5 protein-coding genes are annotated in these 13,937 nt (G+C 66.2%); 2 read left to right on the top strand and 3 right to left on the bottom strand.

All coding sequences use genetic code 11. From position 1 onward, the window contains the following. Nucleotides 1-85: 85 nt before the first annotated feature. Nucleotides 86-1,624 carry a S8 family peptidase gene (locus UC35_RS12600; RefSeq protein ID WP_061500130.1) on the top strand — a complete coding sequence of 513 codons (1,539 nt, stop codon included), beginning with the start codon at nt 86-88 and terminating at the stop codon, nt 1,622-1,624. A gap of 60 nt (nt 1,625-1,684) precedes the next feature. Here the strand turns inward: UC35_RS12600 and UC35_RS12595 are convergent, their stop codons facing one another. From UC35_RS12595 to UC35_RS12585, 3 genes are all read right to left on the bottom strand, one after another. Next, nucleotides 1,685-5,602 (bottom strand): DUF5801 repeats-in-toxin domain-containing protein, encoded by a 3,918-nt coding sequence (locus UC35_RS12595; protein ID WP_061500128.1) that lies wholly within the window; start codon nt 5,600-5,602, stop codon nt 1,685-1,687. Nucleotides 5,603-6,021: 419 nt separating this feature from the next. Further along, nucleotides 6,022-12,780, bottom strand: coding sequence for a beta strand repeat-containing protein (locus UC35_RS12590; RefSeq protein WP_061500125.1), 6,759 nt, complete (start codon nt 12,778-12,780; stop codon nt 6,022-6,024). A gap of 131 nt (nt 12,781-12,911) precedes the next feature. Further along, the gene (locus tag UC35_RS12585; protein WP_061500122.1) at nt 12,912-13,124 is read right to left on the bottom strand and encodes a hypothetical protein; all 213 of its coding nucleotides are present in this window, start codon (nt 13,122-13,124) and stop codon (nt 12,912-12,914) included. A 146-nt stretch (nt 13,125-13,270) separates the two neighbouring features. On the opposite strand from UC35_RS12585, the gene UC35_RS12580 reads away from it, so the two are divergent. Further along, nucleotides 13,271-13,921: a LuxR family transcriptional regulator gene (locus tag UC35_RS12580; protein ID WP_061500118.1), complete on the top strand. Its 651-nt coding sequence runs from the start codon at nt 13,271-13,273 to the stop codon at nt 13,919-13,921. Nucleotides 13,922-13,937: the final 16 nt, after the last annotated feature.

Here is a 13,937-nt window from a genome sequence, read left to right as displayed (position 1 = left end):
TTTCCGAGGCGCGAGCTCTTCAGTGGCGCCTACGATCCGCGGACGGCTGAGGCACCCACAGCCGTGCTTCAAGCGGATCTCCTTCATGAACTACCCGAAACTGCCGAGCCGGTTGCTGGCGATCGCCGGCACCGCCCTCGTCCTGCTTGCGCCGCTGGCCCATGCCCAGAACAGCGAGCGCGCCAACCATCCGTATGGCGCGGGCCGCCCGATCGCGGGTCGCTACATCGTCACCTTCAAGAGCAACGTGACCGATCCCCGCGGCCAAGCGGCGGGCCTGGCGGCTGCGCATGGCGGTCAACTGCACCATGCGTACTCGCACGCGTTCAAGGGCTTCGCGGCAACCCTGCCCGATGCCGCGGTGCAGGCGCTGCGCCACAACCCGAACATCGAGCACATCGAGCAGGACGCGACCGTGTCGCTGCAGCAGCTCGCTTCGCCGCAGAACCAGGCGACCTGGGGCCTCGACCGGCTCGACCAGGTCGACCTCCCGCTGGACACGCAATACCACTTCAACCAGACCGGCGCAGGCGTCTACGCCTTCATCGTCGACACGGGCATCCGCGCCGACCATTCCGAGTTCAGCGGGCGCGTGATGCCCGGCTATGGCGCCATCGCCGACGGGAACGGCACGAACGACTGCAACGGTCACGGCACGCATGTGGCCGGAACGGTGGGCGGGACGACCTGGGGCGTGGCCAAAGGCGTGAAACTCGTGCCGGTGCGTGTGCTCGACTGTTCAGGCTCCGGCAGCTGGAGCGCCGTGATCGCGGGCATCGACTGGCTCGCCGCCAGTAACTTGCGCCCGGCCGTCGCGAACCTCTCGCTCGGCGGCGCCATCTCGGCCACGGTGGATGCCGCCGTCGCGGGCGCAGTGGCCAAGGGCGTCACGATGGTCGTCGCCGCCGGCAACAACAACGGCCAGGACGCCTGCCAGTATTCACCGGCTCGCGAGCCCAGTGCCATCACCGTGGGCGCGACTTCCAACAGCGACTATCGCGCCTACTTCTCCAACATCGGCACCTGCGTTGACCTGTTCGCGCCCGGCTACAACATCACCTCGGCATGGCATGCCAGCCCGACGGCCAGCAACACCATCAGCGGCACGTCCATGGCGGCCCCGCACGTGGTGGGAGTCGCCGCGCTGGTACTCCAGAACAATCCTTCGGCCACGCCCGCCGCCGTGACGAACGCCATCCTCTCGGGCGCCACGGTCAATCACGTGACTGGGGCCGGCACCGGTTCGCCCAACCTGTTGCTCAGTTCGCCCGGCGCGACCGGCGCACCGGCGACCCAGCCGCCCACGGCAACGGTGGCCTTCAAGACGATGGTCGGCAGCGCCACCCGCTCCGGCGGCAACTGGAAAGCCAACGCCGCAGTGAGCGTGCGCGACATCAGCACCGGCGCGGCCGTGGCGAATGCCACCGTCGCCGGCACGTTCTCGACCGGCGGCAGTGCGAGCTGTGTCACCGGCAGCACGGGAAACTGCACGCTGAGCAGCACGGCGATCAAGTCCAATGCCGGGGCGAGCACCACCTTCACCGGCACCGGCATCAGCGGTTCGCTGATGACCTACGACGCAACGCAGAACGCGGTGACGCAGATCGTCATCAGCAAGCCCTGAGCGGCCTGCGCCGACAGGAAAGGACGGCCCGGCCCCGCGAGGGGTCGGGCCGTTTCGCTGTCACACCAGGGCGACGTCCGTATTGAGCAGGTCCACGCCGACGACGGTGATCGTCGTGGTCTGCCCGCCGGTCTCGTTCACCGTCACGATCGCATCGGCGCCGGTGTTGTCGATCCCAAACGTCGCTCCCGCATTGCCCAGCAGCACCAGCTTGTCGCGGCTCGTCCCCACATCGAAGCCGTTGACCTGGTACTTGGTCTGCGACAGCGTCAGGTCGACGTTGAACCAGTCCAGCGCACTGGCCGCGCCGTTCAATATGTAGTCGAAGGTCGAGTTCAGCGCGTTGGCCGAAAGGTTCGCCACGAAGCTGCTGCTGGCCGAGTCGCCGTCACCGTCGGCAATCCCTGCCGTGAAGGCCAGCCTGATCCCGTTGACGAGGTTCTGCGTTTCCGTCGTGAACTCGATGGAGGGGATCTTGACGTCGCCGAAGGCCATGGTGAATTGGATGGCATCGATCAGCTTGCCCCCGCCGTTGATCGTGAAGGAGGTCGGCTGCCCCTTGTTGGCCAACCCCAGGTCCTGCGTTACCAGCACCGTGCCTGAGGTCGTGCCGTCGACGAAGAGGATGTTGTAGAACAAGCGCTCCTGCCCACCCTGCTGCGCCGCCCCCGTGAAATTGTAGCCGCCCACCGAGTTGTCGATGTTCACCTTGACGCTGGTGACCTGCGTCGTCGGGTTGACCACGAAGCTTTCGTCGGTGCCGCCGATGCCGGCCACGCCGTCGCCCTGGAACACGTTGTTGTCCACGCCGATGCCCGAGGTGCTGACGACGACCTCCCGGGTGTCGATGACGCCGGCTGTGACCAGCGGCGGCTTGCCGGGCGGCACCGCGGCCGTGCCCTGAAGCATTTCCTCGGTCGGGTCGTAGGCGCCGCCCACGTCGCTGCCGACCAGCGCTTGCACGCTGGCGGTGGAAGCGCCCGGCGCCACCGAGAAGAACACGACCTCCACAGTCGTGGCCGGCGGCGGGGGAATCAGCAGTGTCTTGACCGGATCCGGACTGCCCGCCTTCAACTGGCCACTGGCGGTGGAGAAGGTGACCGAGGACTGGAAGCCTTCCACCAGGTCGATGTTGTAGGTGCCGTTGGTGAACGCCGTCATTGTGAAGTGCTCGGTGATGTCCGGCGTAGACGGATTGTTGTCCAGGTCGGCGGTGATCGAGCCGCTGAAGTGGTAGTTGCCGCTGGCATCCGGTGATGGCGCGGTCTCTTCGAAGCTGAAGGTGACGCCATTGACGGTGGTATTGTCCGGCTTGACCAGCTGGAAGCCGGTCATGGCAATGTCCAACCCGTTGGCTCCGAGCTGGTCCACGCCAGGCGCCATGCTCCATGCGCCCAACTGTGGAGTGATCGTGCCGGTGCCGATCAGGTTGCCGAAGGCCAGCGCCGGCCCGTCGTCGAGGATCCTGACCTGGTTGCCGATCGCGACCGAGGCACTGTTGGTGTCGCCGTCGCCGTCCTTGACGTTCACCACGGCCAGCAGGGCCGAGTTATCGACCGATACCTGGTCGTTCGGGTCACTGGTGTTGGCGTGCTTCACGGCGCTGTACTGCGCCATGCTCAACACACCCGTGGAAGCGTTGATCGCCACCGCGAACGCCGCCGCGCCGGAGCTGCTGCCGATGCGCCCGATCACCAGGTCGCCTTCCTTGAACAGCAGGATGGATGTGCCCGCATTCGTGGTCAGGCCCGAGCTCACGCCCGCGGTGGACACCGCCAGCGAGAAGGTGGTCGCGCCCGAGGCGGCCTGGCCGTCGACGCCGAAGCTGCTGCCGGCCGGGTCGACCACTGCGGCGCTGCCCGCGGCGTAGCCGGCCGTGGCCAGTTGCGTGCTGGTGTTGGTCACGCCGCTGAACAGGGCGACCGTGGCTGCTGCCGTGGTGTCGTTGGCGCCGGCGGCGCTTTGCACGCCGGCCGTCTCGTCATGCGTCACCGTGCCGGTACTCAGCGCCGCGGCGGCTGTCGGACCATCGTCCAGGATTCGGACCTGGTTGCCGATATTGACCGAGGCCGAGTTCGTGTCGGCATCGCCGTCCTTGACGGTGGCCACGGCCTGCAGCGCAGTATTGGTGATGCTGGTGGAATCGTTCGGGTCGGTGGTCGTGGCGTGCTTGACCGCGCTGTACTGCGCAATGCTCAGCACGCCGGTGCTGGCGTTGATGGCCACCGCGAACGCCGCCGCGCCCGAGCTGCTGCCGATGCGCCCGACCACCAGGTCGCCTTCCTTGAACAGCAGGATGGCGGTGCCGTCGAGCGTGGTGATGCCCGAGTTCACGCCGGCCGCCGACACCGCCAGCGAGTACACCGTGGCACCCGATGCGGCCTGGCCGTCGGCGCCGAAGCTGCTGTTACTCGAATCGATCACCGAGACGCTGCCCTGCGCGTAGCCGGCCGTGGCCAGTTGCGTGCTGGTGTTGGTCACGCCGGCGAACAGCGCCACCACGCCCGCGGCGGTGGTGTCGTTGGCCCCGGCCGCGCTTTGCAAGCCCGCCGTCTCGTCGTGTATCACCGAGCCGGCGCCCAGCGCGGCGGCCGCCGCGGGCGCGTCATCGATGAAGGCGACGTTGCCCAGGTTGACGGTGGTGAGCGAACCGCTTTCCAGCCGGAAGCCGCCGATGTCGAACTTCGAATTGAGATTGGCGTCGCTGTTGCCGGTGTTGTCGACCAGCAGCCGGTTGTGTTCGCCGGCGGCCGTATAGGTCACCCGGTCGCCTGCCACCACCCCGGTGATCTTCGCTGTCTTGCCGCTGAAGTCGACGGTGATGCCGCCTTGAGGCGTGTTGTTGGCTTCTGTGAAGGTGAACGTGGTGACAGTAGGCACCTTCTTGACGATCACCGTGCGCTGGATGACGACGGTGGTGATGTTCTCCCAGTTCGCCGGATCCTGCGTGTCCGCATTGAGCAGCGTGTCGACGAATTGGGTGCCCGAGGACACGGTCGGGTCATCGATCGCGGTGAGCGTCAGGGTGACGCCCTTGGGCGGCTGCAGTTGGGCGATCAGGAATGAAGCGCTGGTGGCGGAGAACACCTGCGTGAACTGGATGTTTGACTCCAGGTTCGCCTCGGTCTGCGACAGGTTGGGGATGGTGAAATCGGGATTGGCACCCTTCACGAAGGTGAAGTACATGCCTTCACCCGGATTGATCATCTGGCTGCTGGTGCCGAGCGTCGTGTCGCCGGTGCCGCCCTGGCTGCTGGATACGGTGCTGCCGCTGCTGATGTTGGCTCCGTCGGACTGATTGGCCGGGGCCTTGCCGGTGGCGACGATGGTGGTGTCGGTCAGGTTCGGCGAACCGTCGCCGAACATCAGGAACAAGTTACTGCCCGAAGGCGCGCCTGACAACGAGAAGTTCTGCAGCGTATTGACCGATATGAACAGGTCCTGCGCCAGCGTCACGAAATCGTTGGCCAGCGTCGGGTCGTTGTGGTGAATGGCCTCGAACTGCGTCATCCAGAGCTTGGCCCCGGTTGCGCCCGCGTCGCTGATCGACCCCGTGCCCGTGTCCAGGTACAACGCGAAGGCGACGGCCCCGCTGGAATTCGCCGTGCCATCGGCGTTCGCTTCGCGGCCCAGCAGGACGTTGTTGTCGTTCGCGGACGTGTACAGATAGAGCTTGACCCCGGCCGTGGTCGTCAGGCCGCTGTCCTGCCCTGCCAGCAGCGCTCCGTTGGAATCGGTGAACTTGATGTCCGTCACGGCGCCGCTGAAGGTGGTGATATTGGTGCCGGTGGAAGTTGGCGTGGTGGCCCCGCTCAAGGCGGTGGCTGACACCGGGTTCACCGACCCCGCGAGGGTCTCGAATGCCAATGCATTCGAAAACAGCACCGGCAGGCTGGTCGTGACGTCGTTGCTGGTTGCGCCGCCTTGCGTCGTGTCCTGCGCGCCACTTGTTTCGTCGATGCCGAGAAGAATGGCCATGATTCGTGTCCTCGAACAGTGATGCGTGCGGCCAAAGAGGGGCCTGACCGCAAGGCCATGTGCTTGGGGAAAATGAGCGGGAAGCCCGCGTCAGGGATGAAACAAGGCCCCCGGAGGGCTCCGCTTCTATGAAGGCGGCGACACGCCGCAGCCGAGTTCGGCGCCTGCCAGGCTCGGCTGTAAATCACCCATCGGGATCATTACCGGCTCCTTGGACGTGGTTATTGGGCATCACGCTGAACGATAGGGGCCAGCACGGCATTGGCAATACACCGCATGGTGTAATGCCCGACACAGACTGCCGCGCCAGCCTGGGCGCCGGTTCATACCCAGCGCCTCGGCGCGTAACCCGCAACGAGAAGAAGCCGCCCCTGGGGCCAGCCTGGCCTCGATCAGGAGGCCAGGCCGCGCCTCCAGGCTCAGACGATGTTGGTAAACGCCAGGTCAGTCACTCCCGTGAGCTCCAGGATGGCAGTGATGCCGATGCCGTCGGTGTCCACGGCCAGGTAGCCGTTGCCGCCGATCACGCCGAAGTAGTACTTCACCGTGCCGTTGAGCGCAGCGTCGGCGGCGGCGATGTAGGCCGCCAGCGTGCCCGCATCGGCCAGCGATTCGCCGTAGTTGGTGGCCGTGCCGGCGGCGGTGAAGTCCAGGCTGAAGGTGCCGGCGTTGAAGCCGTTGACCACGGTCGTCACGGCCGCGAGCAGTGCGTCGGTGTCGGTATCGTTGCCACCGCTGAACACCGTGTCGCCCTCGATGCGAACATTCAGCGTCTGGGTGCCCGTGGAGTCGCCGTCGTTGTCGGTCACCGCCACGTTGAAGACCAGGGTCGCATCCGGCGTGCTGGAGGACACGAAGCCCATGTCGGAGATCTTCACCACGTCGGTGTCCCAGGTGCCTGCCTCGCCCGCCTCGTTCGGGTTGCTGGACGAACCTTCGTTGACCTCGTTGCCAAAGTTCAATGTGGCGCCGGTGCTCACCCCGTTGACGCCGATGGCGCCATTCAGGTTGTAGCCGCTGCCGGTCAGGCCTTCCGTGGAAGTCATGACCTGTACGCCCCGGATCAGGTAGTTTTCGGTGCCGAAGTTGAAGTCGTTCCTCTCGATGATCACCAGCCCGTCGTTCTGGTCCAGCGTGACGCCGTAGCTCGCCGGGTTGGCGATCGGATGGAAGTTGTTGGCGCGGGTGGAGGCCGTCTTGATGATGACGTCTTCGCTGTCGACGATGATGGCACGCGTCGTTTCATCACCCGTCACCAGATTGACCAGCTTGAGGATCACCACCAGGTCCTCGTTGCCGATGCCGTCGAACTTCAGGTAGATGCCGCTGGCCGTGGCATCCGGCTCGGCGGCCGTGTTGCCGAACGGGTTGGCTTTGAAGAAGTCCGCGTCCAGCACTTCTCCGCTCTGCATGGTGTCGCCCGCCACACCGACGGCCGCGCCGGAAACGCTGACCCAGGAGTTCGAGGCGGTCAGCACCTCGCCGGCGGCAAACGCCCGATTTCCGCCCGAGGTGATCGCCACCGGCGAGCTGCCGCCCACGCTTTGGACGCCCGAGAACTGCACCTGGAAGTCCGACACCAGGCGTGCCACCGATACCGGCGGCTGCTGGTTGATCGGCGTCTGGTCGATCGGCGGCGTGGTGTCGATGTTGTAGCCAGTGAAGCCCTGGGCGGTGGAGGTCCGGACGATGCTGAAGCTCTGGATCTCGTCGCTCAGGCGCACCGTGTAGGTGTCGTTGACCTTGTCGAAGGTCAGCGTGCCGGTGGCGTTGGTCGTGGTGTTCAGGACCGGATTGGACAAATAGGTGAAGCTGATGTTGAACACGGCCTGCGCATCGGTCTCCGACGCCCAGGTGATCACCGGGCTGGTGATGGCGGCAGCGCCCACCGTTCCCGTGAAGCTCATGGACGAGAAGTCGGTGCTGCTGGCGCTGTAGGGCGTGAGGTGCTTGTCCGCGCCGATGTTGTAGCCAAAGATGCCGGTGCCGCCCGCGTCCGCGTTGGGGGGCGGGTTGCCGGCGTTGGCGTACACCAGATTGGACGTAGCGGTGATCACCGGCGTGTCGTCGTCGACGTTGATGGTGAACGAGTTGTCGGCCGTATCGCCATCGCCGTCGGTGACGCGGTAGTTGATTGTGAAACTCTGGTTGTTCTCGGTGCTGCCTGCCGCGTGCACGATCGGGTTGTTCTGCGTCACCGTGTAGGCGCCGGTGGCGGCCACCATGGTGAGCGTCAGCACCGTGGTCGTGCCCTGCTTGACCAGCAGGCTGGTGCCGGCCAGTTCATAGGTGAACCCCGCCGGATTGCCGGTGGTCAGGTAGGCCACCGTGCCGGCACCGTCCGCGCCGAAGGTATTGCCCAGCGTGCCGCTGACGTTGGTCGAATCGGCGTCGTCGCCGGTGCCACCCGCGTTGCCGCCGGAGAGCGCGTCGTCGTCCAACTGGACCGCGATGGTGCCCGTGGCCGTCGGCCCGTCGTCGGCAAAGCGCACGTTGCCGCCCAGGTCGACGTCCACGCTGTGCGTGGCGGTGTCGCCGTCGCCGTCGGTGGTCAGCGCCGTGCCGGTGAGCTTGACCAGGTTGTTGGCCAGGGTGGCGAACTGGTCGTCGAAGGGCGAGCCGGTGGTCTGCTCCACCGCGTGGTCGATCTCGGCGAACTGCGTCAGGGTGACGATGCCGGTGGAGGCGCCCACGGTGATGGAGAAGATCGTGTTGGCGGCGCTGACGTCGTTGGCCGTGAGCGCAGTCGAGCCGACCACGCCGCTGGCCGTCGTGTACAGGTTGATGCCGACGCCGTTGCTGCTCATGCCCGATGCACCGCCGTTGGCCCCGTACAGGCTGACCACGTAGCTCAGGGTGGTGGTGCCGGCGCCGTCGGCGCCGTAGACGGGGATGCTGCCGAACACGCCGCTGAAGTTGGCGGTGGTGACGTCGCTGTCGCTGAGCGCGCCGATCGTCTGGGCGTCCTGCGTGGTCAGCACCACCGCCGCCTCGTTGGTGGCCGTGGCCGTCACGCTCGGGCCGTCGTCGGCAAAGCGCACGTTGCCGCCCAGGTCGACTTCCACGCTGTGCGTGGCGGTGTCGCCGTCGCCGTCGGTGGTCAGCGCCGTGCCGGTGAGCTTGACCAGGTTGTTGGCCAGGGTGGCGAACTGGTCGTCGAAGGGCGAGCCGGTGGTCTGCTCCACCGCGTGGTCGATCTCGGCGAACTGCGTCAGGGTGACGATGCCGGTGGAGGCGCCCACCGTGATCGAGAAGATCGTGTTGGCGGCGCTGACGCTGGCCGCGTCCGCGGCGGTCGAGCCGACCACGCCGCTGGCCGTCGTGTACAGGTTGATGCCGACGCCGTTGCTGCTCATGCCCGATGCACCGCCGCTGGCCCCGTACAGGCTGACCACGTAGCTCAGGGTGGTGGTGCCGGCACCATCGGCGCCGTAGACGGGGATGCTGCCGAACACGCCGCTGAAGTTGGCGGTGGTGGTGGCGCTGTCGCTGAGCGCGCCGATCGTCTGGGCGTCCTGCGTGGTCAGCACCACCGCCGCCTCGTTGGTGGCCGTGGCCGTCACGCTCGGGCCGTCGTCGGCAAAGCGCACGTTGCCGCCCAGGTCGACGTCCACGCTGTGCGTGGCGGTGTCGCCATCGCCGTCGGTGGTCAGCGCCGTGCCGGTGAGCTTGACCAGGTTGTTGGCCAGGGTGGCGAACTGGTCGTCGAAGGGCGAGCCGGTGGTCTGCTCCACCGCGTGGTCGATCTCGGCGAACTGCGTCAGGGTGACGATGCCGGTGGAAGCGCCCACGGTGATGGAGAAGATCGTGTTGGCGGCGCTGACATTCGCGGCGCTGGTGGCCGTGGAGCCCACCACCCCGCCAACGGCCGTGTACAGCCGGATGGCCACGCCGTCGCTGCTCATGCCCGACAGGCCGCCATTGGCGCCATACAGGCTGACCACATAACTCAGGCTGGTGGTGCCGGCACCGTCGGCGCCGTAGACGGGGGTGCTGCCGAACACGCCGCTGAAGTTGGCGGTGGTGACGTCGCTGTCGCTGAGCGCGCCGATCGTCTGGGCGTCCTGCGTGGTCAGCACCACCGCCGCCTCGTTGGTGGCCGTGGCCGTCACGCTCGGGCCGTCGTCGGCAAAGCGCACGTTGCCGCCCAGGTCGACGTCCACGCTGTGCGTGGCGGTGTCGCCGTCGCCGTCGGTGGTCAGTGCCGTGCCGGTGAGCTTGACCAGGTTGTTGGCCAGGGTGGCGAACTGGTCGTCGAAGGGCGAGCCGGTGGTCTGCTCCACCGCGTGGTCGATCTCGGCGAACTGCGTCAGGGTGACGATGCCGGTGGAAGCGCCTACGGTGATCGAGAAGATCGTGTTGGCGGCGCTGACGTCGTTGGCCGTGAGCGCAGTCGAGCCGACCACGCCATTGGCCGTCGTGTACAGGTTGATGCCTGCGCCATTGCTGCTCATGCCCGATGCATCGCCGTTGGCCCCGTACAGGCTGACCACATAACTCAGGCTGGTGGTGCCGGCACCATCGGCGCCGTAGACGGGGATGCTGCCGAACACGCCGCTGAAGTTGGCGGTGGTGACGTCGCTGTCGCTGAGCGCGCCGATCGTCTGGGCGTCCTGCGTGGTGAGCACCACCGCCGCCTCGTTGGTGGCCGTGGCCGTCACGCTCGGGCCGTCATCGGCAAAGCGCACGTTGCCGCCCAGGTCGACGTCGACGCTGTGCGTGGCGGTGTCGCCATCGCCGTCGGTGGTCAGCGCCGTGCCGGTGAGCTTGACCAGGTTGTTGGCCAGGGTGGCGAACTGGTCGTCGAAGGGCGAGCCGGTGGTCTGCTCCACTGCGTGGTCGATCTCGGCGAACTGCGTCAGGGTGACGATGCCGGTGGAAGCGCCGACGGTGATGGAGAAGATCGTGTTGGCAACGGTCACGCCGGCGGCTGTCGTCGCGGTCGAGCCAACCACGCCGCCTGCTGCCGTGTACAGGTTGATCGCCACGCCATTGCTGGCCATGCCCGAAGCACTGCCGTTGGCGCCGTACAGGCTCACCACATAGCTCAGGGTCGTGGTGCCCGCGCCATCGGCGCCGTAGGCGGGGGTGGCGCCGAACACACCGCTGAAGTTGGCGGTGGTGACGTCGCTGTCGCTGAGCGCGCCGATCGTCTGGGCGTCCTGTGTGGTGAGCACCACCGCCGCCTCGTTGGTGGCCGTGGCCGTCACGCTCGGGCCGTCGTCGGCAAAGCGCACGTTGCCGCCCAGGTCGACGTCCACGCTGTGGGTGGCGGTGTCGCCATCGCCGTCGGTGGTCAGCGCCGTGCCGGTGAGCTTGACCAGGTTGTTGGCCAGGGTGGCGAACTGGTCGTCGAAGGGCGAGCCGGTGGTCTGCTCCACTGCGTGGTCGATCTCGGCGAACTGCGTCAGGGTGACGATGCCGGTGGAAGCGCCCACGGTGATGGAGAAGATCGTGTTGGCGGCGCTGACATTCGCGGCGCTGGTGGCCGTGGAGCCCACCACCCCGCCGGCGGCCGTGTACAGCCGGATGGCCACGCCGTCGCTGCTCATGCCCGACAGGCCGCCGTTGGCCCCGTACAGGCTGACCACATAGCTCAGGGTCGTGGTGCCGGCGCCGTCGGCGCCGTAGACGGGGATGCTGCCGAACACGCCGCTGAAGTTGGCGGTGGTGACGTCGCTGTCGCTGAGCGCGCCGATCGTCTGGGCGTCCTGCGTGGTCAGCACCACCGCCGCCTCGTTGGTGGCCGTGGCCGTCACGCTGGGCCCGTCATCCTGGAACGAAAGGGCCGAGAACGGGTTGGGGGTGGACGAAGCACTGATCAGCCGGAAACCGCCGATGTCGAAGGGCGCGTCATAGGCTGAGTCAGCCGTCACGGGGTTGTCGATCAGCACCCGGTGGTGAACGCCAACGGTGTGGTACTGGATCACGTAGTCTTGTTCGACGCCCTGGATCTTCGCCGTGGAGGCGCCAAAGCTCACCGTGATCACATTGCCGGTGTTGGTCGTGACTGTGGTGGGCCCGCCGACCTTGTTGAACACGAATGTTTGGCTGGCAAAGGTGTTCGGGCCCTGCTTCACGGCCGGCGTGACGACGGTGACTTGGTCGATCCCGACCGCCGTGTTGTTGTGTAGGTTGTCGAGGAACTGCGTCCCCGACTGGTTCACCGTGGTCGAGGCGAACAGCTCCACGGTGGCGTCATCGCCGCCGCCCACCTGCACCACCTTGAATTCGGCCGCTGTGGCGCTGAACAGGTTGGTGAAGCTGATGTTGGCCTCCAGACCCGCCTCACCCTGTGTCAGGTTGGGCACCGTGAAATTGGGATCGGCGCCCGTTACGAAGGTGAAGTACAGGCCCTTGCCCTCGACGATCTGCTGACTGTTGGTGCCCAGGGTGGTCGGTCCGCCGCCTTGGCCGGTGTTGACGGTGTCGCCGCTGGTGATGGGATCCTTGCCGGTGACGACGATGGCGGTTTCAGTGAGGCTGGGCGTGCCGTCGCCGAACATCATGAACAGGTTCTGGCCCGAGGGTGCATTGTTCAGGTTGAAGTCGATGGAGCTGTTCACCGACACGTGAAGGTTCTGCAGGGTCAGGGAATCGTCCGGGTTTGTGGTGACCGGATGCTGGATCGCCTCGTACTGCACCAGCCACACCTTGGCTCCAGTCGCTCCCACATCGGAAGACAACACGGCGCCGTTGGCGTCCGTCGGTTGCAGGTAGGCGGCGAACACGACGGCGCCGTCCACCTTCGCACTGCCATCGGCGTTGGCCTTGCGGCCGAACACGACGTTGTCGTTGCCCGCATGGCTGTAGAGATAGATCTGGAAGCCGTCCGCAGTCAAAAGCGGCACATCCGGCGAGGCCGAAGACAGGGCCAGTTGCCCTGACAGAGCTCCGCCTGTGGAGTTCGTGAAGGCCAGGTTCGTCACGTTCGCAAGGCCGGTGATCAACGCAGAGCCGTCCGAGCTGTCGCTTGCGGCGTTGCTGACCGCCACGCCCGTGGGGGTGCCACCGGGCACCACCGCTGCCAGGATCGAATGGAACGGCAGCGCCTTGGTCTGGAGCGTGGTCAACCCGCCCGAGACATCGTTGCCAGTCTTGTCCGCGCCACTCGAGCCCGCGTTCTGCGTGCTCGCTGTCTCGTCAACCGCCAGGGAACCAGTGATCGTGAATGCCATGATTCTTCCTCGATGTGTTCAGCAGCGGCCAAAGAAGGGGCTGACCGCAGAGCCTCGAAATCTCTGAGGGGACGGAATGCGCGGCGAGCGCGCGAGGGAAAAGAAGAAAAGCTCCCGGACGGGAGCTCAGCTTATGAAGGGGGCGGCATCGCGAGCCGGGCGATCAGCGCGGCAGCGCCACCCACGGTCGAGTCGCCGCCGCAGCGGATGGCAGGCACGCACGCCTGCTTCTTCTTGTACGACCAAGGCATCGCCAGCTCCCTGTATGTTGCCTCGACGGCAACAGGCTCGACGATAAGCGCTGGCTCGGCGCTGGCAATACACCAGATGGTGTACGGGGCCACACGATCAAAATTTGCCTTGGATGAGTTTTCTTTAGTGGCAAAGTTCCTGCATTCCTGCTTTTTTGTGGCTTCTACGCCTCGGAACTGGACTACATAGCAGGACTGTCGAGACTGAGTTTGTTCGCTTGCCCTTGGGAGGGTTTGCAATGCAGATCGAGTTGCTCTTTGCCGGCGCTGATGCAGGCGTGCGCGCGGCCGCCGTGAACATGCTGGCGTGCGAGGGCGACGAATTGCGGATCAAGGTTGTCGACTTCGAGGAGGCAGCCTCTGCAGCAGCCTCCCAGCAGCCCGATGTCCTGCTGCTCGAACGATGCGAATGGACGCAGACTTTGGCGCTGCTGACGCAGATCGGCATCGCCAGCCCGCGAACCCGATCGCTGCTGCTTTGCGACGGCTGCGCGAGTGAGCGACTGATCGATGCGCTTCGCCATCACAGCTGGGGCTGCGTGATCAAGCCCGTCGAGCCGCAGACCCTGGCCAAGGCTGTTCGCACGGTGCACCAGGGCGGTACCTGGTATGGCCGCGGCGTGTTGTTGCAGGCCTTGCAGGCGCAGCTGGGCCTCATCGGGGCATCTGGCGCGGCTGAAGAAGGCAAGCTCACGCGCCGCGAGGAAGAAATCCTGCGCTTGATCGGCCAGGGCATGACAAACAAGGAAATCGGCCGCGTCCTGGACATCAGCGACCAGACGGTGAAGACGCACCTGCACCGCGTCTACGCCAAACTGCACCAAAGCGGCCGCTACAAGGCCTTCCTCGCAAAGCCGGGCTCTCGTCAGGCGCACCTGGGTCCGGCTTGAGCCGAGTCCAGGTCCC

It is taken from the genome of Ramlibacter tataouinensis (assembly GCF_001580455.1).
GTDB lineage: Bacteria > Pseudomonadota > Gammaproteobacteria > Burkholderiales > Burkholderiaceae_C > Ramlibacter > Ramlibacter tataouinensis_B.
This window is presented reverse-complemented; position numbering and strand designations above follow the sequence as displayed.

What these genes read in the sequence shown, in the direction of transcription:
- UC35_RS12590 (WP_061500125.1), bottom strand. Translation starts at nt 12,780, where the DNA reads ATGGCATTCACGATCACTGGTTCCCTGGCGGTTGACGAGACAGCGAGC.
- UC35_RS12580 (WP_061500118.1), top strand. Translation starts at nt 13,271, where the DNA reads ATGCAGATCGAGTTGCTCTTTGCCGGCGCTGATGCAGGCGTGCGCGCG.
- UC35_RS12600 (WP_061500130.1), top strand. Translation starts at nt 86, where the DNA reads ATGAACTACCCGAAACTGCCGAGCCGGTTGCTGGCGATCGCCGGCACC.
- UC35_RS12595 (WP_061500128.1), bottom strand. Translation starts at nt 5,602, where the DNA reads ATGGCCATTCTTCTCGGCATCGACGAAACAAGTGGCGCGCAGGACACG.